This window comes from Emticicia agri, assembly GCF_004168285.1.
GTDB lineage: Bacteria > Bacteroidota > Bacteroidia > Cytophagales > Spirosomataceae > Emticicia > Emticicia agri.
Window position 1 is genome coordinate 100,957 of record NZ_SEWF01000009.1, and the last position, 25,863, is coordinate 126,819.

A 25,863-nucleotide genomic window follows, 5' to 3' on the forward strand; every position below is an offset into this window, starting at 1 on the left:
TTTATACCTTTTCAGATTTAATTAGAAATTTAAACACCTATCCAGAAAAGTGACACTCGAAGAAGTAAGAAAAGATATTGATTCAATTGACGACCAGTTATTGGTATTGCTTAACAAACGTATGCAACTGGTGCATAAAGTTGGTGAAATTAAACGCTCAACCAAAGCACTCATTTACAGACCTGAACGGGAAAAGCAGATTTTAGACCGGATGAACGCACAGAATGATGGCCCTCTGAATAAGGAGGCGATTGAGGCCATTTATTTAGAAATCTTTGCCGCTGCCCGTAACATAGAACTACCTGAAAGGGTAGCATTTCTGGGACCTGAAGGTAGCTTTACCCATCAGGCGGCGGAAAGCCGTTTTGGTGCCATGAGCGAATATATGACTCTTCCCACTATCAAGTCGGTATTTGAAGCGGTGGATACAGGCAGAGCTAAGTTTGGGGTAATTCCAATTGAAAATAATCAGGAAGGGATTGTGTATGAAACAGTTGATTTACTGAATGAAATGAATGTAAATGTAGCTGCTGAATTGAAAATTCCGGTTCATTTTGCCTTGGCAACCGAGGCCGAAAACCCGTCAAAAATTAAAAGAATCTATTCTAAAGATATAGCTTTCAGACAGTGTAGAGGATTTCTGAATAAATATTTTGAGCAAACGCACCCCGAAGAAATTCAGGTAGAATCAACCTCGAAGGCTGCCAAGTTAGCCGCAGAAGACCCTGAAAGTGCGGCCATTTGCTCTGAAATTGCAGCAAAACTCTTTAGTCTGCCTGTATTATTCAATAATATTGAAGACAACGGACAGAATAGAACCCGATTCTATATTCTGGCAAAGGGCTTTGAAAATCAGAAGAGTGGTAACGACAAAACAACCATTATTGCCCGGTTGCCTGACACTGATAAACCAGGAATTCTTGCCGGATTTTTGCAGGATTTCAAGAAGGCAGGCATCAATTTAACCAAGATTGAGAGTCGCCCCTACAAAGGTAGTGAAGATTTTAATTTCTGGTTTTTTATTGAATTAGAAGGCTTTTTTAGAGACGAAAACGTGGAGAAAGTCTTTAAAAAACATAGAAATTCTATCAAATGGCTGGGTAGTTATGTGAAAAATACCTGATGTTATTTTTTGCGGAGTAATGCTGCGAGAGCAATCAGTACCCAGATGATATTGACAGCCATTGACGGATAAGCATGGTGGAAATATGTATTGATGATAAAACATATTCCACCAATGGCATTGGCCCATACATATCGGGTATCTTTAGCATCTAATTTACCCTGGATATTCAGGAAATAAGAACCCGTTATTAAAACGGCGCCAATCCACCCTATAATCTCAACTATATCTATTTTCATAAAATCTCTAACGCTCTTTCCTTGTCTTTAAGAATCTGATTTTTTAATTCTTCGATGCCTTTAAATTTTTGCTCAGGTCTGATATAATCTACCAGGTCAACAGTGAGGTGTTCACCATATATTTCATCATTGAAATTAAGAATATGAACTTCCTGAGTTCGGCCGATGCCATCAACCGTCGGACGATTCCCAATATTCATAATGCCTTGTAGCCACTGACCTCTTACCCATGTCCTGACGGCATAAACACCATTGGCAGGAATGAGCTTGTATGACTCTGAAACCTGTACATTAGCGGTCGGGAAACCAATAGTTCGCCCTAACTGGCGTCCTTTTACCACAATGCCTGAAAAGCTGTAATGTCTGCCCAATAAGTCATTGGCAGATTTAACGTTTCCCTCTACTAACGACTGACGAATTTTAGTAGAACTAATAACCAGATTTTCTATTTCCTGACGGGATATTTCTTCTATTTCTATGCCAAATCGGGTTGAATTGTTTTCTAAATACTGAAAACTGCCTTCACGGTTTCTTCCGAAGCGATGGTCGTACCCAATCACTAATTTTTTTGTCCCAATAGTATCGATAAGTATCTTCTGTACATATTCTTCTGAACTGAGTTCTGAAAACTCTCGTGTGAAAGGCACAATCAACAGATGATTGACTCCCTGATTTTCGAGCAATTCAATTTTTTCATCGACAGTAGAGAGTAATTTCAGGCTTTGGCTATCCTGAGAAACTACCATTCGTGGGTGTGGCCAGAAAGTAAGCACTACCGATTCACCCATCGATGCTTCAGCCGTTTCCCGTAATATCTGTAAGATTTTCTGATGACCTAAATGAACTCCATCAAATGTACCACTGGTTACTATGGCATTGTTTAATGGCTTAAAATCTGTTAGATTATAATATACTTTCAATGTAAAAGGTATTTTGTAAGCACTTAAGCATTGTGTAATCAGCACAATGCCTATTGTTGATTGGGCGCAAAATTACGAATATTCTCTAAAAATTGTTCGAGGCTTAGTGCATTTTCAATGCGGAATTCACCGATTCGGGTTCTGCGGAGTGAGCTCATATAGGCTCCTGATTGAAGTAATTTACCAAAATCTCGCACAAGGCTTCTGATATAGGTGCCTTTGGAGCAAACAATTCTGAACGAGATTTGGGGGAAATGTGTAGTATCTATATCAAATTCTTTGATTTCAACCTGTCTTGATTTTATGACCACTTCTTCGCCTTTTCTGGCTGATTCATAAGCTCTTTTACCATTTACCTTAATGGCAGAGTGCGCAGGGGGAATTTGTTCAATTAAGCCTGTCAATTGTGCAACTACCTGATTAATTGCCTCAGGTGTAATATGGTCAATCGGAAACTCAGCATCAACTTCTGTTTCCAAGTCAATTGATGGCGTAGTTTTACCCAGCACTAAGGTTCCGGTGTATTCTTTTTCCTGTGCCTGATAGGTATCTATTTCTTTGGTTTTCTTATTGGTGCAGAGTATCAGCAAACCTGTTGCCAAAGGATCTAAAGTACCGGCATGACCGACTTTTTTGTATTTGCCCGCATAGCGGACTTTATTGACAACATCGAAAGAAGTCCATTTAAGAGGTTTATCAATCAAAAGCACCTCATTTCTTTCATCAACCACTGTTTGCATAAATGGAAATTTAACTTTGGGCCTTAAACAATTTTTAACTCGTAGCCTGCGGCTATCAGTCCAAGAATTATTAAGCCAACAATAATACGATAATACCCGAAAACCTTGAAGCCGTATTTTTGTAAGTAACTGATAAAGAACTTAATAGCTATCATGGCTACTATAAATGCAACTACATTCCCTACTATTAGTAATTGAAGTTCGTCAGAAGAGAAAGTAAGCGTACCTGCTTTATAGCTTTTCAATAATTTATAAGCCGAAGCCGCAAACATGGTAGGCACTGCCAGAAAAAATGAAAATTCAGCAGAATCTTTGCGTGATAGTCCCTGAAACATACCGCCAATGATACTTGCTGCTGAACGTGATACCCCGGGAATCATGGCAATACATTGGAACAAGCCAATTTTTACCGCATCAGGATAACTGATATTGGCTTTGGTGGCTTTATTTTCGAAATATTTATCAATAAAAATTAAGATAAATCCTCCTAAAACCATTGAAACTGCTACAACCACCACACTTTCAAGCAAACTATCAATAAAATCGTTTAAAAGAAATCCTATAATGGCAGCCGGAATAAAGGCCGCTAATAATTTAGCATAGAACTCAAAAGATTGCAGGAATTTTTTCCAGTAAAGAACGATTACAGACAATATGGCTCCGAATTGAATATTTACCTCAAAAACCTTAGTGAAATCTAATTCGCTGATACCCATCAGAGATGAGCCGATAATCATGTGCCCGGTTGAACTGATAGGTAAATATTCGGTGATGCCTTCAATGATAGCAAGGATGATAGCCTGAATGAGATTCATTAGTGTGTTATGAGTAAATATTTAGGAAATGCGATTGATTTTAACTGAAAAATTAGGCAAATACTTATAGATTTACTGGATAGAATCTATAATAAAAGCCTGAATAGTAGTATGCTAAAAAGAATTATTTCTTTTTGAAAATAGCATAAAACTCAAACAAAAAGCCGATGAAAGTAATGGCAGGACCAAGAGTTATGCCTAAAAAGCCGAAACCAAATTCTTCTTTATCTAAGGTCATAATAAAAAAGCCAAGCAGAATAAGCCCTACACCAACCAGCATCAATATATAATTCTGACGACTGAAGGGAAGTGCGCTTTTATTGCCATCGTTATCGGCACTTTTTACTTCCTGTGTTTTAGGAGTGATATTTTTCATAATCGTAAGTTTCCTTATCCCAAGGATGATAGTTGTATTGTGTAATCATGCAAAAGGGATATGCATTGCATGATGTTTGTGTTATAAATTTAAATCCGGGTAATTGTATTTTTGATTACAGCCTAATACAAATTTTCAAGAGATGTTCTTAGGTATCGGTGCATTGACTGAAAAGTACTTAAAACGATGATTAAGATGCCCAGAACTACCACACCGCCACAAAGAAATCCGATTTTTATGTAATCCTGAAGAATCATCAGATCTTCAATTTTATGCACAGCTATTTGTTGTACCGCAAAGAACAAACCTATTGCAACCACACCCGATAAAAAGCCCTGCCAGATTCCACGGCTGATAAATGGTTTTTGAATAAACCAGTCTGTAGCACCTACTAACTGCATACTTCTGATAACCAGCCTTTGAGAATAAAGAGCCAATCTGATGGTATTGTTAATCAAGAGAAAAATAGCTACTAATAAAACAATAATCACAGACGCAATAATCAGAAAGGCTTTATAGGCATTTTTATTGATGCTATCCACAAAGTCTTTGGCGTAGTCGGCCTCAAAAACACCTGATATTTGTTCTAAATCTGTTTTGATAGTTTCTAAATTCAATTCGCTTAAGTAGCTTTCACGGATTCTCAGGCTAAAGGCATCACGGTAAGGATTTTCACCCAAAACAGAACTGAAATCTTCGTTGATGTCTTTGAATACTCTTTTAGCGGTGCTTTCTTTCGAGATAAATTTTATCTGGGGTACGTTATCGGCAACCGCTACATAGCTTTTCTTGGCAATAATATTACGAACCGAATCTTGTTGAATTTGTGTAAGTGCTTTATCTAAATAGACCTGAACCTCGATATTTTGTTTAACGTAGCTTACCAATTGTTTCGAGGTCAGGGCAATCCAACCTGTAAAGGCAATCAGAAATAAAGCAGTTGTTAAACTAATAATAATCAAGAGACTCGGATAACTACCCAATTTTCGTTTTGGCATTGTAAATCTATTTAAAACAAATCTTTAAGGCTTCGTAATTTTGGGCAAAGATAGAAAATGTAGTAGAAATATAGACTATTTTAATGATTTTTAACAGTGCCAGAAGTTTCGCCTCTCCATCGGGCAATTCTTTCAGGCATATCCTGTTCGATAATATTTTTTATCACTTCAGTAATTTCGTCTACAGTAGCCTCCGGCGAAAAATGGATAGGGTCTTTAAATTTCACTCTCAATTCGGTATTCCTTTTCTTGTAAGCTAATCCTGTTTTATTAAAGGCTCGTCTGAATCCATCAATCACTACCGGAACAACAATAGGGTTGGTTTCCTTAATGATATGGGCGGTTCCTTTGCGGATAGGAGCGTAGGGACTTGTAGTACCCTGTGGAAAGCTTACTACCCAACCAAAGTCTAATCCTTTGGCCACGTTTGTTCCGGCAGAGGTATCTAATTCTCTCTTTACATTTTCGCCTTTTGCCCGCCACGAACGCTCTACTAAAATAGCTCCGGCTAAACTGAAAATGCGTGGAATCCACCCTTCTTTCATGGTTTCACTGGCAGCTACATAAAATATTCTGGCTCTTGGTGCAAACAACGCCACCGGAATAACTCTGTTGCCAAAGCCCCATTTTACTGAACAAAAAATGTGATAAAACGTAATTACGTCGGCAAAATAGGTTTGGTGATTAGAAATAAAATACACGTTTTGGTTAGGCAAACGTGCAATTTTTTCAGCCCCCTCTACCTTTAACTGGTTAGCTACCGCAATGCGCCAATAAGTGGGAAAACCTGCAATTAAGATTATCAGACGTTTTAGAATTAACCAGTTGCCAAAAGGGTCACGCTCAAAAATTCCAAAAATATCAATATAAGAAATGTACCTAAAAAATGGATTAGGGTCATTGTTTGGAATTGGCAAAAAGTTACGAAGTACTCGGAGCATTAGTAGTATTATATAGTTAGTTAGGGTTTATTTAGGTTGTAAGATAGAAAAAAAAACTTACAAAGCCAATAAGCCAACTACCTGAATGACATTAATTTTTAGGAATAGCCAGTATATCAAAATGTTTCCAGTCAGTCATATTTTCCCTTTTGATGAGTTGCTTTTTGGTATTGGCATCAAAGGCTTCTACATAATATAAATCGTAACCCAAATCGGCAACCAAATCAAACAGTGAGTACCTTTCTGCCTTGCTTAATTTTGGAAAACACTCGAATATAATATTGGGCTTATGTTTTTTTACAAATGGAAGAATAGATTTCAGAATCTCTATATCGTACCCCTCTGTATCAATCTTGATTAAGGTTAGTTTATCAATTTTTTCTTTGAAATTTTTATTCAGAAAATCTTCTAAATTAACCCCATGTACTTTTTCATTCAGGCCATATTTACCGTGTCGGTTTTGTTGCGTTTCTGCTATACCGCCATTATTGTAGGTCGCTTCTGACGAGCTATAAAAAAAATCTCCGTCATGCGTAGTAATAGCAAATTGAAGGGGGATAATATTGGTTAATTCTTTATTCAGCGAGGCATTTTTTTCTAAAATTTTGTAGATATACGGATTCGGGTCAAAGCCTAAAACAGTACCTTCTTTACCTACTGCCAATGCCATTGGTATGGTTGAGTCGCCTATGTGTGCGCCAATATCTATAATGAAATCTCCCTTTTTTAATATTTTTTTATAAAAGTCAACCTGACCTTGTGTGAGGTGTTTTTCTGCTTCGAGCGGATTCTCCCACTTGGCAAAGCTCACTTTTCCAAATTCAGGCAAATCATACACGTCCACCCGGTGGCCATATTCTTTAAAAGTTGTTTTAATTTTATGCTTTTCAAATTTCCTTTTTAGATAAGAAAACATAGTAAATAAGATTTATAATGATTAATTGTTTGGAAAATATAGAGAAAGTTGACTGCAAAGATATTGGTTATTTTGAAAGCCATTCAGCAAAGTAGTGATATTTTGCTATTTGTAAGGTTTTTAGCAGAAAATTAACGATTTAATAAAGCGATATTATCTAAAGTGCGCAAAATAAAAAGCCATTTGTAATAAACAAATGGCTGAATACTTTTATACAGGTATAAATTAATTTCTTTTGCTGATTTCGTCTCTGATTTTGGCTGCTTTTTCGTATTCTTCATTCGCCAATGCCTGGTTCAGCAGATTATTGAGTTCTTCCAGATTCAGGTCTTTTAGCGAGTCTTTAGAAACTTTCTGCGGACGGGTTGAGGAAGATACCAATTCCTGTGGTTCATCGGCTGAGGTTGCTTCTTGTGCGGTAATACCGGCATCAGATAAAATCTGATTAGTTGTATAAATAGGTACCTGAAAACGCAAACCTATAGCCACTGCGTCAGACGGACGGGCATCAATAGATTTTTGGCGGATACCATCAGTACAAACTACTTTGGCATAGAAGATACCTTCCCGTAAATCTGAAATCAATATCTCTTCAACTGTGAAATCAAATGCCCGGGCAAATGATTTAAACAAGTCGTGAGTCATTGGACGATTTGGGGTAATACGTTCCATTTCAATGGCGATAGCCTGGGCTTCAAACATCCCAATGATAATCGGTAACCGGCGATTACCAAATTCTTCGGCTAAAACCAATGCGAATGAGCCAGTTTGTGACTGGCTGGGGGACAGACCTAATATTTCGAGTTTTATTTTTTCCACGTTGCAAATATAAGAATTTCTTAATCTGTCTTTCAAAGTAAACGATAAAAATGTCCTGTGAGGTAAATCTACACAGGACTTAACTTTAAATTAACGGTTTTGGTTTCAGAAATTTCGCAAAAACTTAAAACTTTAAGTTTAACTTAACATACCAAAATGCCCCATTAAAGCCCATCTGAACGGGGTCCCATGCTCCGCCTGACTCAGTATTGAATGGTGATGATCTATCTGGATAAACATTGAAAATGTTATTACCACCCAGTGTTAAACCTAAAGATTTGGCAAATCTATAATTAAACGAAAGGTCTGTTACAATTTTAGGTGTATATATATCATTTTCTTTCATATCATAATTCCAGTCAGCCAGTTCAACTTTGCCAAATCTTACAAAACGTACGACCGTACTGAATTTTTTTATCTGATAATCGAAAGTTAAATTGATTTTTGAAGGTGGGGCAGAGGCTCTCAAGAAATATTGTTCTCTTAAATCGAAATAGGTATCTTCTTTGCCTGCCAGTTTTTCAGACGTGTTTATGGCATCAATAGTCAGTTTATTGAAGTTTGCTGCCAGGGTGGTGGTTAAATATCCTCCACCGAGGTTATTTCTATTAGTCATAATTACGTCTAAGCCTTTAGTTGTAGTTGATACGGCATTAGTGAAAAACTGTGCTTTGCCTACATTCAAGCCTTTCAGAATATCACCTATCTGGTCGTCATCATCTGCAAATTGTCCTGTTAATACAATTCTGTCTTTAACTTTTACCAGATAAGCATCAACTGTTAGCGAAAAAGTAGAGTTAGGTCTCATGGTAAAGCCTAAACTGGCATTTTTTGAGGTCTCTTGTTTCAAGGCAGGAATACCCAATGCCTTTGTTACGGCACTACCATTGCGTGCAATCAATACTTCAACTGGTTGTCCTCCTATGAAATTAGTGATGGTAGAATTAAAATTAATCTGTGGTAAAGATGGGGCTCTGAAACCTGTGCTTAGGGTTCCTCTCAACATAAATGCTTCTGAGGCTTTGAATCTGGCTGATAATTTACCATTTAACGTTCCTCCAAAATCGCTATAATTTTCATAACGTAAAGCAGCACCCATCATGAATTTCTTTGTAAAATCTACCTCAGTATCGAAATAAGCCCCTATGTTTGAACGCTTGGCTTTAATTTCATCACCAGGCTGAAATCCCGGGAATCCTTGTGAACCCGGGGGAACACCTGCTTCATAGCTTTTCCATGATTTTTCTTCTCCGGCAAAAATTTTATAGTTTTCCATTCTGTACTCAGCACCGAAAGCGATGTTCAATCCTGCTAATGTTTGTTTATAGAATTTTGATAAGCCCAGATTTATTGTATTCTGACTTAACTGAAAACCGCCTGCATCAAAAGAGGTTGGAGATTGCGCACCCAGCGAGGTATTAAGCGTATTTTTGACAAAATAATGAAATTTGTTGGCTCCAAAGGTATTACTTACATCAAAGTCCCAAGAGCCTAATAAACTTCTTACGCCAATAGCAATCGAATTATCATTGATTTTGGTCTTGATTAAAGGGTCAAAACCATTCGGATAGATGGCAGGAATATTTCTGTCGTCATCGGCAAAACGTGTCCATGCATACGCATCGCCATCACGTTTATTGGTACCACCAAATAGGTAAAACTGAGATTTTGCTCCTAACTGAAACTGAGAGTTGAGATACAAAGAAGCATTTACTATTTTTGGATCTCCAAACTGGCGGCGTGAGAGCTCATCAGGATTAGTATTTGCTCTGTTTGTATGGTCTCTGAAATTGTAATCTCCTGTCAGGTTTACAAATCCTTCTTTACCAACCTTGATTCCATAATTAGCATTAAAATTGTAATTAAGTCCATCAAATTTTTTATCATCAAAACGGTATTTTGCCTGATAAACGCCTGAATTGGCATTTATGTCTAAGGTATTGGTAGATGTTTTAAGAATAATATTAATGACCCCTGCAATGGCATCAGAACCATATTGTGCGGCTGCACCATCTCTCAGAATTTCAATGCGTTCAATAGCGGCAGCAGGAATAGCATTCAGGTCGGTACCTGTATTGCCTCTCCCTCTTGTTCCAAAAATATTTACCAAAGAAGACTGATGTCTGCGTTTGCCATTAATCAGAACTAATGTCTGGTCTGGCCCTAAACCTCTGAGCGAAGCCGGGTCAACATGGTCAGTACCGTCTGAACCAGTTTGTCTATTTGAGTTGAATGAGGGTGCAGCAAACTGAAGTAACTGATTGACATCTAACTGTCCGGTTTTAGAAGTTACTTCTTTAATATCAATTACATCAATAGGGGCAGGGGTATCAGTAACCGACCTGTTTAAACTTCTTGAACCCAATACTACTACCTGCTGAAGAATATTTGACTCTTCCATCGCAATAGGCTTGTCTAAATCCTGTGGGGTAACTTCTATTTTTTTGTAGCCTATAAAACTGATAACCAATATTGGTTCTGCAGAGATGGGTGAAAGCTGAAAATTGCCGTCAACATCGGCTACGGTACCATTGTTAGTGCTTTTTTCGGCAATGCTTGCACCAATCATTGGTTGACCTGTAGCATCTACCACTTTACCTTTAAGAACAGGTTTTTGAGCAAAAGCCAACGCAGTGGCAAGCATTAAAAAATGCAACAGTAATATCCTTTTCATAATTTTAATCTTTTGTTTTGTAAATAATAGTAATAAAGAATTTTGATTCGAATTTCGGGTATTCCCAGACGCCAGCAAAAAGTTGGTTGATTTAGTTGTACTTTATTTTATTGATTGGAAATGCTGCATAAAAAAAGGCCTCAAAGAATAGAATCTCTGAGGCCTTAGTATTACTGGTATATCAGCTTATTTTAGTTCTTTCACTGCTTTTGTCAGTTTAGGCAGTACGTCAAAAACATCACCTACAATGCCATAATCGGCCGCTTTGAAAAACGGCGCATCTGCATCTTTATTGATTACGACAATTATTTTAGAAGAGTTAACTCCGGCAAGGTGCTGAATAGCCCCTGATATTCCGCAGGCAATGTATAAATTCGGAGAGACTTTTACACCGGTTTGTCCAACGTGTTCATGGTGAGGTCTCCAGTCTAAATCAGATACAGGCTTAGAACAGGCTGTTGCTGCTCCCAGCGCATCTGCCAGGTCTAATAATGGTTGCCAGTGTTCAGGCCCTTTCATGCCTCTTCCGCCTGATACTACCAAGTCTGCCTCAGGCAAAGAAACCGTTCCGGTTGCTTTTACAGTTTCTGTAACTTTGGCAGTAAACAGATTGTCGCTTAACGCAGGAGTAAAGGCTTCAACGGTTGCGGAATTGCTACTTTCTACCGGGTTTACCGCATTTTTTTTGATAGCTAATACTTTTATATCGCTTTTAACATTTACATCTGCAAAAGCTTTGCCTGTAAAAATGCTTCTTTTTACTTTAAATCCATTAGATAAATCCGGTAATTCTACCACGTTACCAACTACGGCAGCCTTTAAAGTTCCTGCTGCACGGGCAGTTACGGCATCAGCTAATGAAGATTTGGCTGTAATAATTACCTTCGCTCCGGTAGTATTGGCAGCTTCTACCAGCACTTTGGCATAAGCCATGCTGTTTGGCAATTCTAATTTTGTGTCGTTGGCATGTAATACTTTACTTGCGCCATAATTTCCGGCAATTGCCAGTTCAGCACCATCTGCTTTGCCGATGGCAAGTGCAGTAACAGAAGTACCTGTTTTTTCGGCCACTTGCGAACCATAATAAATGGCTTCAAGCGATGATTTTTTGATTGCTCCATCGGCAATCTCTGTAAAAACTAATATAGCCATGATAAATGTCTTTTTTGGAATAATTGATAAAGATTAAAGTACTTTTGCTTCTTTACGAAGTAATTCAATCAATTTGTCTGCTTCGTCGGCAGCAATCATTTTACAGGCACCTTTTGCCGGAGGTAAACTGTATTTATCGGTTGATGTAAAGGCTTCGCCCGATGCCGGAATTACTTTCAAAGGTTTAGTGCGGGCAGTCATAATACCACGCATATTCGGAATTTTCCATTCGGCAATGGGTTCCTGACAACCTAAAACCAATGGGAGTGGAGCTTCCAGTTTTTCTTTACCTCCTTCAATCTCACGGGTCATTTTTGCTACTCCACCTTCAATATCTAATTGCATCACAGGTGAAAAAGACGGGATTCCAAGAATTTCACCAACAATACCATGTACTACACCTGAGTTGTAATCACTCGTTTCGCGGCCCATCAAAATCAGGTCATAGTTGCCTTCTTTAGCGACGGTGGCAATCTGTTCGGCCACAAAGTAAGAATCTACAGGATCGGCATCTACTCTGATGGCATCATCTGCCCCAATAGCCAAAGCCTTGCGTATCTGCGGTTCAGCATCGGCTTCACCAACATTTAATACTGTAATACTTGCTCCGGATTTTTCTTTTAATTCAACCGCTCTTGCCAGCGCATAATCATCGTAGGGTCCGATGATGTATTGTACTCCTGCTTTATTCAACTTAGTGTCTCCATCAGTAAAACTGATTTTTGAAGTTGTGTCAGGCACACTCGAAATGCAGACTAATATTTTCATAGTATTTTGCCCCTTACCCCTCAAGGGAAGTTTTTTATAGAATAGATGCTTTCAGGGGTTTTCTAAAAAGCATTATTAATATAATGAACCTAAGAGTTTTATTGTCTAATTTTGCTCTCTAAGCAAATGATAAGACGAAAATTGTTATGCACGCATAACAATTGCAAAGCTAAATTAATCTAATATACGATGCAAGAGGAACGATTAAAAATTTTATTACAGTATCTGGAAGAGGAACCTGATGAGCCTTTTAATATTTACGGAGTAGCTATGGAGTATCTGGATAGAAAGCCTGAGAAAGCACTTTTTTATCTTGAAAAGCTACTGAACGACCATCCTGATTATGTGCCGACCTACTACCATGCGGCAGCCTTATATTTTGAAATGGAGCAGTTTGAGAAAGCTGATGAAGTGTATAAAAAAGGAATAGAAATAGCTCACCAAAAGCAGAATATAAAAGCTTATGATGAGCTAAAACGAGCTTATAGAATGTTTCTTGATGAGATTGAGTGATTAGTAATAATATTCATCTGCCTCTTTCACATTCGTTTTTCCGAACAAGGCTCTGAAAGTATCTGTCATATAAAGCATATCTAATACTTTATTACGAGCCTGTTTCATTATATAAACATTGTGGTTTTGTTGTATTTGTTCCTCTATCTGTTTCACAATAAATGCCATACACTCTTCATTTACCGAAAAATCTTCTACGATATACATCAGAAAACGATTGTCTGGTTCATTATCAGCTAAATAAAATACCAGATGAAAATCTTCCCCGACTAAAAAAGCAGTAGTTTTATTGGTATCAAATGTTTTGAACATTTCTCTGTTGTCAACTAAGCAATCGATTATTTCTACTTCGTCAGCTATTATTCTTAATGTTGGTTGCAAATTCATATCTCCGCCCTTTTTATTGTGTTTTTGTTTGTTGCTTTTCAAATATAACGTAATATTTCAAAAAAATTCAAAAAAAGTGAAAAAAAATCTTGAAATAGTAATATTTTTGATTTGAAAAATTCTGAAAATTTGCCTCATTTTTGAGTATTTTTACTCAAAAAAATGTTTTTTTTATAAAAATCACGTTTCGATTTAGGTAGCTTTGACTGATTATTTTAAAAAAATCAATAATTAAGCTGAAACGAAACTTTGTATTTTTGCCAAAAATATTTTTTTATGTCTTATAAAACCTCAAAAATTACTACTTCATCAATCAAAAATAATCGTGCCACCTCTGTATTAATGATTTATACAGGCGGTACACTAGGCATGGTTTATGACTCCAAAAGCAAAAGTTTAGTGCCTTTTAACTTCAGTGAGATTTTAACCAATGTGCCAGAATTGCATAGGGTAGAGTTTGAACTGACTATTCTTACCTTAGAGAAACCGATAGATTCTTCGAACATGAATCCGAACAATTGGGTAGAAATTGCCAGAATTGTGTATGATAACTTCGAAGAATTTGATGCTTTTGTCATTTTGCATGGTACCGATACAATGGCCTACACAGCCTCTGCTTTAAGTTTTCTGTTAGAGAATTTAAGTAAACCTGTTGTTTTCACCGGGGCTCAGTTACCCATTGGCATTGCCCGGACTGATGCCCGTGAAAACCTGCTTACAGCATTAGAGATTGCCTCTGCAACAATCAATGGTCGGCCTGTTATTCCTGAAGTAGCCATTTATTTCAATTCTTATTTGTTGCGTGGCAATAGAGCCAAGAAAAAAGAAAGCAGCCAGTTTAACGCATTCAGGTCTGAAAATTACCCCAATCTGGCTGAAGCAGGCGTGACTATTGATTATAACTTTCCATTTATTCGACCCTATAGAACTGACCTGCCATTACAATTACACGTGCATCTGGATGAAAATGTGATGATACTCAAGCTTTTTCCAGGTATCAGGCAAAGTCTGATTCGGAATATATTTGATACCAATAACCTTAAAGGTGTAGTGTTAGAAACCTATGGTGCAGGAAATGCTCCATCAGAAAGCTGGTTTTTAGATGAACTTAAACAAGCCATTGATAAGGGAATTGTTATTTATAATGTTTCACAATGTGATGGTGGGAGAGTGCTGCAAGGAACATATCAGACAAGCAGGAAATTGCAGGAGATTGGTGTGGTGAGTGGCTCGGATATAACTTCCGAAGCGGCTATCACTAAAATGATGTTTCAATTTGGGCAGGATATCTCTGCGGAACGGGTAAAATTTAATCTGGAAAGAGATATTTGTGGAGAAATGACAGTCTGAAAACATTTCAGCACTGTCATTTCTTTCTTAATACACTGTCATTTCTTCTTAATACAAGGTTTTTAAACTGCATGGGGCTTTTGCCTTTTATTTGTTTAAAAACCTTACTAAAATAAGACACATTCGAAAACCCGCAATCGAAACATACATCGGTAATGCTTTTTTCCAACATAAGCAGTTTACAGGCCTGATTGATACGGTATTCGTTTACAAAATCGGTGTAAGTCATGTTCATCACTTTTTTAAAGTAATTACAGAAAGACGGAACAGTGAGGTGAGCAATATCTGCTACCTCTTTGATATTGATAGGTATGTGATATGATTGTTCTACATATTCATAAATCCGTTTGATTCGGGCCTGGTCTTTCTGGTTAAAATCATAGCGGGTATCGGCTACATTTAAAAGAACATATTCTTCCGAATTAGCCAGCATCTGAAAAATTGACAATAGTTCAATCATTCTACCGAAGTGAGAGAGTTGAGGCATTTTTTTTAACCGATTGCCCACCATTTTTTTTGTCTGTCCAAAAAAATGAATGCCATGCTGAGACCGTTCAAAAAGTGTTTTGATTGCCGCCATTTCGGGTTTATCAAAAAAGTTTTCACCCAGAAAATCTTCTTTAAACTGAATTACTGTTTCCTCATGTTCATCTAAAGCATCATATCCAAAGCCTGCGTGGGGTAAATTTGCCCCAATTAATACAAGGTCTCCATCTTCATAATAGCTTAAATGATTACCCACGTGTCTTCTGCCTGTGCCATAATGCACAAAAACCATTTCATATTCTGGATGGTAATGGTAGTTCCAGGGAAAAATATTAGAAGAAATCTTTAAATGTAAGAGTCTGAACGAACTTCCTTCATCTGGTTGAATCTTTTCAAAAGGGGTTTTCACAGAATTTTTGTTCTATTAAGATAAGAATAATTAAAATTTTCATAAAAATAATAATATAGCACTAAAACTAATGAATGTAAGCATATTTTTTATCTCTGAAAAAAAGGAATTTTGTACCACGTTAAATAATACATTTAGTTTTGTTTTAGAAAATACGTCAACGTATGATGAATAAAAAAGCGAGCAGAATGCTCGTTTTTTTTTGAATAAAAACTGTCTCAATAGAGATCGGTTTATGAGTATTTTAGCTGGTAAAATCATTAGTTCATGATTATTTAACTTATCTCTATCCTGAATAACATCTATGAAAAACTGGAAAATCAAACTGTCTCTTTACCTCAATTATTTTGTTTTTGCCATTTTATTAAATAGCGTAGGAATTCTGATTCAGAAATCAATCAATACTTACCATGTTGATGAATTAGCGGCAAGTTCTTTAGAAGCATTCAAAGATTTATCCATTGCCTTTGTCTCTTTTTTTGTGGGTTCTTTTCTGCCAAGATTAGGTTATAAAAAAGGAATGTTAATGGCTTTGGCATTGGTATTTTTTGGGTGTATTGGTATGTATTTCGGCAATTCGTTTACGGCAGTAAGAATTTTATTTGCCTGTGTAGGTATTTCTTTTGCGGTTATAAAAGTATCGGTTTATTCATTAGTTGGGTTGTTAGCAGCCGATGATAAAGCACATAAAAGTATGCTGAGTTCTATCGAAAGTTTTTTTATGGTAGGTATTGCGGTAGCTTTTGTTTCTTTTCCTTTGTTTTATAGCGATACTGATCCTGATGCCTGGTTGAGGGTTTATCTGGTTGTGGCGGTGCTGGTTGCTATCTCTTTTCTGTTTCTGCTTTTTTCTGATTTTGATTCACTTAATTTTGAGATTCCGGGGAGCAATATAGCAGATGATTTTAAACAGATGATTAGTCTGTTGCAACGCCCGATGGTGTTGGTATTTGCGATAGCGGCTTTTATGTATGTAATGACCGAGCAGGGGATTATGAGTTGGTTGCCAACTTTTAATGAAAAAGTACTGCATTTACCTGAAAGAACCAGTGTATTTATGGCAGTGATACTTATGCTTTCAATAGCAGGTGGTAGGTTTGTTTCTTCCATACTCATTAAAAAGATATACTGGCTGACCATTTTATTAACTTGCCTGATAGGCGCAGCTTTGATGGTTATTCTGGTTTTACCGCAAACTAATAATTTAGAAGTAAAGACCATTAACTCTCTGGCAGATGTACCCGTAATTGCTTATGTGTTTCCGCTGATAGGCTTCTTTTTAGCACCACTTTATCCATTGGTAAATTCTATCGTATTAAGTGCTACTGAAAAAATCTTTCATAGCCCTATGGCGTCTTTACTCACCTTCTTTTCTGCTATAGGTGGTACTTTAGGCTCTCGTCTGGTGGGTTATCTTTTTAAGGAAATAGGAGGTAGTAAAGCCTTTTATTTCTCTTTAATACCTATGGGTATTTTAATTATTTGCTTGTTCTTATTAAATAATATTCAGAAAAAATCGGGTAAAAACATAGAATTCAATACCAAAGGCGGGCATTGATTGGAGATAAAAGAAAATGCAAGAACCTATTAAATATATACACGAGTTAGGCGAACTATTTGAAGATGTGCAGTTGGCAAACGTGTTTCCTGATAATAAAACTTTTCCGGACTGTACGCCCAAAGGCATTAATAATCAGGAGAGTTTACAGGAAATAAAAATTCGCTATGCTGAACAAAAAAACTTGTCAGATTTTGATTTAACAACTTTTGTGCTCAATAATTTTGATTTGCCTCATGGGCATGAAACTTCTTATATTTCTGATAAAAGTGAATCAGCCAAAGAACATATAGAAGAACTATGGAGTGTACTGACACGTGAGCCTCACAATGAAAAATCTTCTTTGATTCCCTTACCTAATCCGTATATAGTACCGGGTGGCCGTTTCGGAGAAGTATATTACTGGGACAGTTATTTTACGATGTTGGGCTTGCAGGAGTCAGGAAAAACGGAGATGATTCAGGCAATGGTGGATAATTTTTCATACCTGATTTATAAAGTCGGCCATATTCCTAATGCTAATCGGATTTATTATATAGGTCGTTCGCAACCACCTTTTTATGCTTTAATGCTTAAATTGTTGAGCGAAGAAAAAGGCCCGCAAGTATTGAAAGATTATTTGCCCTATATGGAAAAGGAACATGAGTTCTGGACAGAGGGGAAACGCTTGCTAAAGGGTGAAACAACCGCGGTTAAAAGAGTAGTGAAGATGCCTGATGGCTCTGTTCTGAACCGCTACTGGGATAATTATTGTACGCCTCGCCCCGAAGCTTTTAAAGAAGATTTTGAACTGGCACAGCATAGTGAGCAAAAGCCGGAAGAACTATACAGGCATTTAAGAGCAGCCGCAGAATCAGGCTGGGATTTCAGTAGCCGCTGGTTTAAAAATCCTGACGCTTTCCATAGCATACATACCACTGATATTATTCCAGTTGATTTGAATTGTCTATTAGTATTTCTGGAAGAAACTATAGCAGAGGTATATGCCTCACAGAAAAGTACTATAACCGCCAAGAGATATAAAACACTGGCGCAGAACCGAAGAGAAGCGATTCAGAAATATTGCTGGAATGAAGAAAAGGGTTTTTATTTCGATTTTGATTTTATCCAGAAGAAACAAAAAGAAATTGAAACATTAGCCGCAACATTTCCGCTATTCTTTTCGATAGCCACTGCTGAACAGGCGAAAAGCGTTGCCGAGATTTTAGAAGAGAAATTTTTGAAAACAGGAGGATTATTAACCACACTGGCATTTACGGGCCAACAATGGGATGCACCTAATGGATGGGCACCTTTGCAATGGATAGCCTATAAAGGTTTAAAGAACTATGGACTGAATGAACTGGCTGATAAAATTAAAAGCCGATGGGTTGACCTTAACCTGAAAGTATATAAAGAAACCGGGAAAATGACAGAAAAGTACAACGTGTACGATGATAATCTGGAAGCCGGAGGAGGAGAATACCCAAATCAGGATGGTTTTGGTTGGACAAATGGGGTATTACTAAAAATGATGAACGAATAGATTATAGGGTATATTGATAAATCCACCAGATGAGTACGATTTGTAAGGGTAGCCTAAGCCATAAAAGAACTGAGGGTATCCGATGAAATTTGCCCGAGGTAACCATATAAATATTGGCCGGAAAAACAGCTATTAAGAGCAGTATTAAACCCCAGGCAGCATATACCCTTGTTAAAGGAAATAATAAACCAATTCCCAGTAATATTTCTGCAACTCCACTTATCAGAACCATAGCATGGTGATATGGAACGTAAGGGGGCATGGCTTTCAGATAGAATCTCTCTTTTCTGAAATGAGAAATGCCTGCAATAATAAATAACAATGCTGCCAGATATAGGCTAATGGTCTTCATAGTAAACATGATAGATGAGTATTATCTCTGCAAATTAATTTGTTTTTTATGGCAAATAGAATTTACTTGGTAATAATATTCAACCATCCGAACATTTACTATGAAAACGCTACTTGCCTTGTGTATAGTCTGGGTTTATTGTCAAAACACGTTTGCACAAAATGCCACAGACAATAAACTCATTGTAAATGCTGCTTCTGACTTACTGAAGATGCTGGATAAAGCGCAATTGGAGAAAATTAATTATGGGTATGACTCTGAGGAACGGTTTAACTGGTATTTCGTTCCAAAAGCCAGAAATGGTCTGATGCTCAGAGACATGGATGACAAGCAAAAAGCAGCAGCCATGAACTTGTTGAAAGCTACTTTAAGCCAGCAAGGACAGGAAAAAGCCATTGCTATTATTCAACTGGAGATTATTCTGAAAGAACTTGAAAAAGCACCACCCGAAAGCGATTACCGAAGCCCAGTGAAATATTATTTTACTATTTTCGGAACGCCTGATGCGAAAAAACTTTGGGGTTGGCGGGTAGAAGGGCATCATCTTTCCTTGAATTTTTCTTCTGAATCAGGTAAGATAGTTTCGGCTACCCCTCTGTTTTTTGGCAGTAATCCGGGCATTGTACCGAGTGGCGAAAAGAAAGGCTATCAGATATTGAAAGATGAAGTAAATTTTGGATTTGAACTGTTAAATTCCTTTTCGCCCGAACAAATTCAGAAAGTAATCCTATCAGAAACAGCACCCGGTGATATTATTACCGGTAATAAGCGCAAAGTAAACGCCCTTGCCAATGAGGGTATTACTTTTGAAGAAATGACCCCTGCCCAACAAAAACTATTTCTACGTTTACTAAGTGTATATATTAAAAACTATCCTTTAGGATTCTCTAATGAATTAATGATAAAGATAGAGAAAGCCGGGTTAAACAAACTACGGTTTGTGTGGGCAGGTGGGAAAAAATATGGTGAAAGTAACGGGCATTATTACAGAATTCAGAATGATGTAATTCTGATAGAATATGATAATACACAGAATAATGGCAACCATATTCATACGGTAACCCGTGATTTAACCAATGACTTTGGAGAAGATATTCTTAAAAAGCATTATGAGCAAGCGCATATTAAAAAATAGAACTTCATGAAGTTACTGGCGTATATAGTTCTTTTATTTTCAGTATTTAGTTACCAAAACAGACAGAAAGCATATTTTATCAGCCCGAATGGAAAGGATAGTAATGATGGGCTAAGCATAAAAACTGCCTGGCTAAGTATAGAAAAAGTAAACAATATGATTCTGAAAGCAGGAGACAGGGTGCTTTTTGAGGGAGGAAAGTCTTTTAAAGGAAACCTACTATTAGATAGCCTTGATGGTGGCACTGCCAATAATCCGGTTATTATCAGTAGTTATGGCGGTACATCAGCAATCATTGAAGCAGGGCAGGAGAGAGGCTTATTTGCCTATAATTGCGAAGGCATTAAAGTGTCAAAACTAATTTTTCAAGGTGATGGTGTTGGGAAAAACAAGCAAAATGGTATTGAATTTTACACAGATTTTCCTGCCAAATCGCTGAATTTTATTGCCATTGATAGCTGTGAGGTAAAAGGTTTTCATAAATACGGCATACTGATTATGGGAGATAAAAGCGATACTTCCGGCTATAGAAATGTGAGCATTACTCATACAATGGTAAATGAAAACGGCGAAGCAGGTATTGGGTCTTTATCAAAATACCCCAGTATTCCTCATAAAAATTTTTACTTGGCCTATAACAAGACTTTTAATAACAGAGGCATACTTGCTAAAACGCAGAACCATTCTGGCAATGGCATTGTGATGGCCGGTATTGATAATGTGCTGATTGAACATTGTGAAGCCTACGAAAATGGGGCAGATAACCGATGTACCGGAGGCGGCCCTGTAGGAATCTGGGTTTGGATGTGTAAAAACAGTATTATACAGAAAAGTGAATCACATCATAACCATGCAGGATTAACAAAAGATGGGGGAGGGTTTGATATCGATGGTGGGTCAACTAATTGTATTATCAGAGATTGCTATTCGCATGATAATGAAGGCGCAGGCTATTTACTGGCGCAGTTTGATTGTCCGGTAAAATTCAGCAATAACAAAATCCTGAACAATATCAGCCGTAATGATGGTCTGAAAAACAATTATGGAAGTATTACTTTCTGGGGAGATAATGCAGATAACGAGGTGGTGAATTGTGAAGTGAAGAATAATAAATCCTATGTTGACGCCAGAAATATAGTAAATGGGATACCTTGTGGCATACGATTATCAGGTACACATTTCAGAGGAATTAAAGTAGTAAATAATTACTTTGAAATTGAAAAGAATGGGAAGTATATCTTTGCTGATAAGGAAGTGGGAAGTAATAAGGTCTATTTTAAAGACAATATTGTAAAGAAAAAAAGATAATAAACTGGCAATTCTGTATCAAATGGCAGGTCAGCCAATACTAAAATAAATGATAAAGTACTATATACTCGCTTTAGGTTTACTCCTTATTCATAGGAGTTTTGGTCAAAAGAAAGCTAATGATTTGTATTTCCCGCCCGCTAACGAATGGCAGCAGAAAAAACCTGCTGAGTTAGGCTTGAATGCAGCAAAAATAGAAGAGGCCATCAATTTTGCCATTGCCAATGATGCGAAGAACCCAAGAAACATGGAGGTTTCTCACTATCAGAGTTTTGGGAAAGAACCCTTTGGTAACGGAATAGGACCATTTGCCGAGAGGGGAGAACCAACCGGGTTGATTATCTATAAGGGTTATATTGTAGCGCAATGGGGTGAGCCTAAAAGATGTGATATGACTCATAGTGTTACTAAAAGTTTTCTTTCAAGCGTAGTAGGTCTTGCGGTAGATAAAGGCTTGATTAAAAATGTAGCAGATACCGTAGTCAATTATATTCCGCCAATCGAACTATATGGCGAGCCTGTGAATCGTCCGGCAGATGATTTTGGTAAACCAGAACTTCTGCAATTGTTTAACACACCTCATAACAAAACCATAACCTGGGACGCACTACTGAGACAAACCAGCGATTGGGAGGGAACCTTGTGGGGGAAACCCGACTGGGCCGACAGACCCGATAAAGACGCAAGCCAATGGTTGAATCGCCGAAGAAATAAGCAGGGAACCGTGTATGAATATAATGATGTTAGAGTAAATGTGCTTTCGCTGGCTGCCCTGAGTGTATGGCGTAAACCTCTACCGCAAGTGCTGAAAGAACATATTATGGACAAAATAGGTGCCTCTAATACCTGGCGTTGGACTGGTTACAGAAATGCATGGATAGTGCTTGACGGACAAGCCGTGCAGTCTGTCAGCGGTGGCGGGCATTGGGGTGGGGGCATGTTTATTAATGCTTATGATATGGCTCGTTTCGGATTACTTACCTTACACAGAGGACGGTGGAACGGACAACAATTACTCTCCGAAAACTGGGTAAAGCAAGCTTTAACACCTACGGAACCAGAACCTACTTATGGCTATATGAACTGGTTTCTGAATACCGACAAAAAACTGTTCCCAAGTGCCAATGCCAATGTTTATTGCCATATAGGCAATGGTACCAATATGGTTTTTATTGACCCCGACCATGAATTAGTGATTGTGAGTCGCTGGATTATGAATAGTAATACTGATGGACTTGTAAAACGAGTATTGGAAGCCTTTAATAAATAAATTTTCAACCTATGATTAATAATTTAATGAAACAAACATTCTTAACTTTCTTCTTCGTTTTCCTGAGTATTAGTGTTTTTGGACAAATGGCAGCACCAAGGAAAGAGTTCTATGAAATTCGTGAGTATGAACTTCGTTTTGGCTCTCCGGTTTCCAATCTTGAAAATTATTTTAAAAATGCTTTAATCCCTGCGTTGAATAGATTGGGCGTAAAAAATGTTGGCGTATTTAAAGAAATTGGGAAGTCTGAACCCGCAAAAATTTATGTTTTAATTCCATATTCGTCAATTGAGCAATATGCCAACATAAGTGTACAGATTAAATCTGATGATAAATTTAAGGAGGCAAGTCAGGAATACAATAGTCTGTTACCGGATAAAGCACCTTATTTCAGATATACTACCTCTCTTCTTATGGCATTTGATGGCCTTCCTCAAATGATTAAGCCTAATGTTGAACAACGTTTTTTTGAAATGAGAACCTATGAAAGTTTTTCTGAAGATGCCGCCCGAAGGAAGATAAAGATGTTTAATGAGGAAGAAATTAAGATTTTTTATCAAACAAAGTTAAATCCTGTATTTTTCGGAGAAGTCATAGCTGGTGAACATCAGCCATGCCTGACCTATATGCTTACTTTTAAAAATATGGAAGAAAGAGATGCCAACTGGAAAGCATTCAGTGCTGATGCAGACTGGAAAAGAATCTCTCCCTTACCCGAATATGCTAATACAGTATCACGAATTATCAGAGTTTTTTTAGAACCAACCACCTACTCTCAAATCTAATACAATGAAAACCTCTTTAGCTATCCTCACAGGAATTTTACTTACGCTCAATGTCTCAGCCCAGAATACCACCTATGCCGAAAAATTAGGCTATCCGAAAGGAGCCAAAGTAATCATTATGCATGTTGATGATGTGGGAATGTCCTACGATTCTAATATAGGAGCCATCAAAGCCATTGAAGAGGGTGTTGCTAACTCATTAAGTGTCATGATGCCTTGCCCGTGGGTTCCAGGGTTTGTTCATTATTTAAAAAATCACCCTGAAACAGATGCCGGATTGCATCTGACGCTCACCTCTGAATGGAAGGATTATCGTTGGGGACCATTGGCAGGGAAAGCAAATGTACCCAATCTGGTAGATGAAGAAGGAGCTATGTGGAGAAATGTTCAGGGAACGGCTACCCATGCCACAGCCGATGATATTGAAAAAGAAATCAGAAGTCAGTTAGACCGTGCCCGTACGATGGGTTTTGAGCCTACACACATGGACTCGCACATGGGTACCCTTTTTGCAAGAGCCGATTATCTGGAAAGATACCTGAAAGTAGGCATGGAGCAAAAAATCCCTGTGATGTTTCCGGGTGGTCACGACCACATGATAATGAAAGACATTGGTGCAACCGGATTAAAATTAGAACAGGCACAAGCTATTGGTAAGAAACTATGGGAGGCTGGTCTGCCTGTATTAGACGATTTGCATAATATCAGTTACGACTGGAATCAGTATAAAAATCAGAAAGTAAGCGACGAGGTTCTGCAAAAATATAAAACAGCAAAATATATTGAATCATTTAAAGATTTACAGCCGGGCGTAACTATGGTAATTATGCACTGTACAGCAACTACCGAGGTTTTTGAGCATATTTCTGATTCTGGTAATAACCGCAGAGGTGATTTGTTGGCCATGATAGACCCTGCTTTAAAGAAATATATTCAGGATAATGGGATTATCATGACAACCTGGAGAGAACTCAAAGAAAGAAGAGATAAAGTCAAATAGTCGGACGAAAAAAGGCGGATTATGTTGAAATATTCCGCTTTACAGGCACTTTGTTTATACTTGATTGTGTAATCAGAATTTCACGGTACCATAAGCACCTTCTTCGGCATATTCTTTTCCCATTAAAAGTGTAGTCAGCATTTTTATACCTGCTACAACCCTGTTTGAATCACTGTCCCAATACTCCGCTTCATGGGGAATAACTTTTATTAAGGTCAGGTTTGGATCATCCTTCCCTTCAGGAAACCACACTTTGGCCATAGGATTCCAGTATTTATCTATTTTTCTTTGGTCGTCTACTTCCTCGGCTTCACCCATAATGCAGACATACGTATTATCTGAAGGAGCAGCGTAACAAACGCACACATTGGCATTAGCCTTTATTTCAGCTAATTTCTGAGAATCTTTTGCTGTCAGAAACCAGATATTTCCCTCATTGTCCATTCCTTGCGTTCCCATCGGACGGCTATGAATATGTCCTTTTTGGGTATTGGTACAAAGCATAGCGAATCTGATGTCTTTCACCATTTCACGAATATCTGCCTGCGTTTTTTGTTCTTCTTTTTTCATGGTTATTCAAAGTTTTGTATCGTCTGATAGAATCTGAAAAATGTATTCCATATGATGGAAATTAATGGAAACCTAATCGATAGAAAAAGGCTGGGTAAGAATAACAACAGCACGATGAGTAATAAAATGCACAAGGAATATAAATATGAGGAGAATCATGCTGTGGAATGATTTTTTACTAAAGTAAATAGTATAAAATCATCGAATTTTATTCCCGAATCAAATCCTTTTACACCCATGGAAAAGTTTAATGAAGAGGCAATGAGGAGCTTGATACTACTCCGTGAAATTAATGCAGTGAGAGTAAAAGGCTACCAGAAAGCTGTTGACATGATAAAAAATGGCAATTCAAAAAAGTATTTTCAAGTACAAATTAATGAAACGAACGATTTGACTGAATGTATCAATCGCTCGATAGCGGCAGTTCATGTAGACAGAGCAAGACCCAATAAAATTGAGCATGAAAAGATACATCAATCTCAGTTTTATTTCACGATGGCGGCATCATCAACTAATCCCCGAACAGTGGCTTTGTCTTGCCAGTTAGGCGATAAATTTGCCGAAAAAGCCTATGCTTCAGCTTTGACTGCTATTCAGTTTTTATCATTGCCCGAATTATTAACACTATTAGGAAAACATATTTCAAGTCTGCGTAAATCTTTTGAATCAACACAGGAAGCATTTGATTTGGCATTGGTTTATTAAAGTACAACAAAGCATTTGATTATTCACAC

The 25,863-nt window shown here is 37.5% G+C and carries 27 protein-coding genes; 11 read left to right on the forward strand and 16 right to left on the reverse strand.

What is annotated here, in order from left to right; all coding sequences use genetic code 11:
• Positions 1-49: 49 nt before the first annotated feature.
• The gene (gene pheA, locus EWM59_RS08110; RefSeq protein WP_130020455.1) at positions 50-1,123 is read left to right on the forward strand and encodes a chorismate mutase; all 1,074 of its coding nucleotides are present in this window, start codon (positions 50-52) and stop codon (positions 1,121-1,123) included.
• Positions 1,124-1,125: 2 nt separating this feature from the next.
• Here the strand turns inward: pheA and EWM59_RS08115 are convergent, their stop codons facing one another.
• The 12 genes from EWM59_RS08115 to EWM59_RS08170 form a co-directional block, all read right to left on the reverse strand.
• Positions 1,126-1,362 carry a CBU_0592 family membrane protein gene (locus tag EWM59_RS08115; RefSeq protein ID WP_130020456.1) on the reverse strand — a complete coding sequence of 79 codons (237 nt, stop codon included), beginning with the start codon at positions 1,360-1,362 and terminating at the stop codon, positions 1,126-1,128.
• Complete coding sequence (locus EWM59_RS08120) at positions 1,359-2,282, reverse strand: bifunctional riboflavin kinase/FAD synthetase (protein WP_130020457.1); 924 nt, start codon at positions 2,280-2,282, stop codon at positions 1,359-1,361. The genes EWM59_RS08115 and EWM59_RS08120 overlap by 4 nt, the downstream gene beginning before the upstream one ends.
• A gap of 50 nt (positions 2,283-2,332) precedes the next feature.
• Positions 2,333-3,022 (reverse strand): tRNA pseudouridine(55) synthase TruB, encoded by a 690-nt coding sequence (gene truB, locus EWM59_RS08125; protein ID WP_130020458.1) that lies wholly within the window; start codon positions 3,020-3,022, stop codon positions 2,333-2,335.
• A gap of 23 nt (positions 3,023-3,045) precedes the next feature.
• Positions 3,046-3,837, reverse strand: a complete 792-nt coding sequence (locus EWM59_RS08130; protein ID WP_130020459.1) for an undecaprenyl-diphosphate phosphatase — start codon at positions 3,835-3,837, stop codon at positions 3,046-3,048.
• 124 nt (positions 3,838-3,961) lie between these two features.
• Positions 3,962-4,213 carry a DUF3098 domain-containing protein gene (locus tag EWM59_RS08135; protein ID WP_130020460.1) on the reverse strand — a complete coding sequence of 84 codons (252 nt, stop codon included), beginning with the start codon at positions 4,211-4,213 and terminating at the stop codon, positions 3,962-3,964.
• A gap of 122 nt (positions 4,214-4,335) precedes the next feature.
• Positions 4,336-5,211, reverse strand: coding sequence for a cell division protein FtsX (locus tag EWM59_RS08140; protein ID WP_130020461.1), 876 nt, complete (start codon positions 5,209-5,211; stop codon positions 4,336-4,338).
• An 80-nt stretch (positions 5,212-5,291) separates the two neighbouring features.
• Entirely contained in the window at positions 5,292-6,152 is an 861-nt protein-coding gene (locus tag EWM59_RS08145) for a lysophospholipid acyltransferase family protein (protein ID WP_130020462.1), read from the reverse strand.
• 91 nt (positions 6,153-6,243) lie between these two features.
• Positions 6,244-7,068, reverse strand: a complete 825-nt coding sequence (locus EWM59_RS08150) for an FkbM family methyltransferase (protein WP_130020463.1) — start codon at positions 7,066-7,068, stop codon at positions 6,244-6,246.
• A 225-nt stretch (positions 7,069-7,293) separates the two neighbouring features.
• Positions 7,294-7,887, reverse strand: coding sequence for a bifunctional nuclease family protein (locus EWM59_RS08155; protein ID WP_130020464.1), 594 nt, complete (start codon positions 7,885-7,887; stop codon positions 7,294-7,296).
• 124 nt (positions 7,888-8,011) lie between these two features.
• Complete coding sequence (locus EWM59_RS08160; protein ID WP_130020465.1) at positions 8,012-10,561, reverse strand: TonB-dependent receptor; 2,550 nt, start codon at positions 10,559-10,561, stop codon at positions 8,012-8,014.
• A 186-nt stretch (positions 10,562-10,747) separates the two neighbouring features.
• Positions 10,748-11,713: an electron transfer flavoprotein subunit alpha/FixB family protein gene (locus EWM59_RS08165; protein WP_130020466.1), complete on the reverse strand. Its 966-nt coding sequence runs from the start codon at positions 11,711-11,713 to the stop codon at positions 10,748-10,750.
• A 33-nt stretch (positions 11,714-11,746) separates the two neighbouring features.
• Positions 11,747-12,481, reverse strand: coding sequence for an electron transfer flavoprotein subunit beta/FixA family protein (locus tag EWM59_RS08170; protein WP_130020467.1), 735 nt, complete (start codon positions 12,479-12,481; stop codon positions 11,747-11,749).
• 189 nt (positions 12,482-12,670) lie between these two features.
• Here EWM59_RS08170 and EWM59_RS08175 point away from each other — a divergent pair, with 189 nt between their 5' ends.
• Positions 12,671-12,994, forward strand: coding sequence for a tetratricopeptide repeat protein (locus EWM59_RS08175; protein ID WP_130020468.1), 324 nt, complete (start codon positions 12,671-12,673; stop codon positions 12,992-12,994).
• On the opposite strand, the gene EWM59_RS08180 is transcribed toward EWM59_RS08175, so the two are convergent.
• On the reverse strand, positions 12,995-13,381 hold the full coding sequence (locus EWM59_RS08180; RefSeq protein WP_130020469.1) for a hypothetical protein: 387 nt from the start codon (positions 13,379-13,381) through the stop codon (positions 12,995-12,997). It lies immediately after the preceding gene.
• A 276-nt stretch (positions 13,382-13,657) separates the two neighbouring features.
• Here EWM59_RS08180 and EWM59_RS08185 point away from each other — a divergent pair, with 276 nt between their 5' ends.
• Positions 13,658-14,731, forward strand: coding sequence for an asparaginase (locus EWM59_RS08185; RefSeq protein WP_130020470.1), 1,074 nt, complete (start codon positions 13,658-13,660; stop codon positions 14,729-14,731).
• Between the two features lie 16 nt (positions 14,732-14,747).
• On the opposite strand, the gene EWM59_RS08190 is transcribed toward EWM59_RS08185, so the two are convergent.
• On the reverse strand, positions 14,748-15,626 hold the full coding sequence (locus EWM59_RS08190; protein ID WP_130020471.1) for an AraC family transcriptional regulator: 879 nt from the start codon (positions 15,624-15,626) through the stop codon (positions 14,748-14,750).
• Between the two features lie 304 nt (positions 15,627-15,930).
• On the opposite strand from EWM59_RS08190, the gene EWM59_RS08195 reads away from it, so the two are divergent.
• Both EWM59_RS08195 and treF read left to right on the forward strand, forming a co-directional pair.
• Positions 15,931-17,184 (forward strand): MFS transporter, encoded by a 1,254-nt coding sequence (locus EWM59_RS08195; RefSeq protein WP_130020472.1) that lies wholly within the window; start codon positions 15,931-15,933, stop codon positions 17,182-17,184.
• A 16-nt stretch (positions 17,185-17,200) separates the two neighbouring features.
• A complete protein-coding gene (treF, locus tag EWM59_RS08200) occupies positions 17,201-18,709 on the forward strand; it encodes an alpha,alpha-trehalase TreF (RefSeq protein ID WP_130020473.1) in 1,509 nt (502 codons plus the stop codon).
• Position 18,710: 1 nt separating this feature from the next.
• Here treF and EWM59_RS08205 read toward each other — a convergent pair whose 3' ends face one another.
• Complete coding sequence (locus tag EWM59_RS08205) at positions 18,711-19,061, reverse strand: DoxX family protein (protein ID WP_130020474.1); 351 nt, start codon at positions 19,059-19,061, stop codon at positions 18,711-18,713.
• Positions 19,062-19,161: 100 nt separating this feature from the next.
• Between EWM59_RS08205 and EWM59_RS08210 the strand changes: the two genes are divergently transcribed.
• Genes EWM59_RS08210 through EWM59_RS08230 form a run of 5 tightly spaced genes read left to right on the forward strand, consistent with a single transcriptional unit; the run spans position 19,162 to position 24,559 of the window.
• Positions 19,162-20,196 carry a DUF3500 domain-containing protein gene (locus EWM59_RS08210; RefSeq protein ID WP_130020475.1) on the forward strand — a complete coding sequence of 345 codons (1,035 nt, stop codon included), beginning with the start codon at positions 19,162-19,164 and terminating at the stop codon, positions 20,194-20,196.
• Positions 20,197-20,202: 6 nt separating this feature from the next.
• Positions 20,203-21,504: a right-handed parallel beta-helix repeat-containing protein gene (locus tag EWM59_RS08215; RefSeq protein WP_130020476.1), complete on the forward strand. Its 1,302-nt coding sequence runs from the start codon at positions 20,203-20,205 to the stop codon at positions 21,502-21,504.
• Positions 21,505-21,553: 49 nt separating this feature from the next.
• A complete protein-coding gene (locus EWM59_RS08220) occupies positions 21,554-22,774 on the forward strand; it encodes a serine hydrolase domain-containing protein (protein WP_130020477.1) in 1,221 nt (406 codons plus the stop codon).
• Positions 22,775-22,800: 26 nt separating this feature from the next.
• Positions 22,801-23,559 carry an NIPSNAP family protein gene (locus EWM59_RS08225; RefSeq protein ID WP_130020478.1) on the forward strand — a complete coding sequence of 253 codons (759 nt, stop codon included), beginning with the start codon at positions 22,801-22,803 and terminating at the stop codon, positions 23,557-23,559.
• 4 nt (positions 23,560-23,563) lie between these two features.
• Entirely contained in the window at positions 23,564-24,559 is a 996-nt protein-coding gene (locus tag EWM59_RS08230; RefSeq protein WP_130020479.1) for a polysaccharide deacetylase family protein, read from the forward strand.
• 72 nt (positions 24,560-24,631) lie between these two features.
• Here EWM59_RS08230 and EWM59_RS08235 read toward each other — a convergent pair whose 3' ends face one another.
• Positions 24,632-25,129, reverse strand: a complete 498-nt coding sequence (locus EWM59_RS08235; protein WP_130020480.1) for a pyridoxamine 5'-phosphate oxidase family protein — start codon at positions 25,127-25,129, stop codon at positions 24,632-24,634.
• A 237-nt stretch (positions 25,130-25,366) separates the two neighbouring features.
• Here EWM59_RS08235 and EWM59_RS08240 point away from each other — a divergent pair, with 237 nt between their 5' ends.
• Positions 25,367-25,834, forward strand: coding sequence for a hypothetical protein (locus EWM59_RS08240; protein ID WP_130020481.1), 468 nt, complete (start codon positions 25,367-25,369; stop codon positions 25,832-25,834).
• Positions 25,835-25,863: the final 29 nt, after the last annotated feature.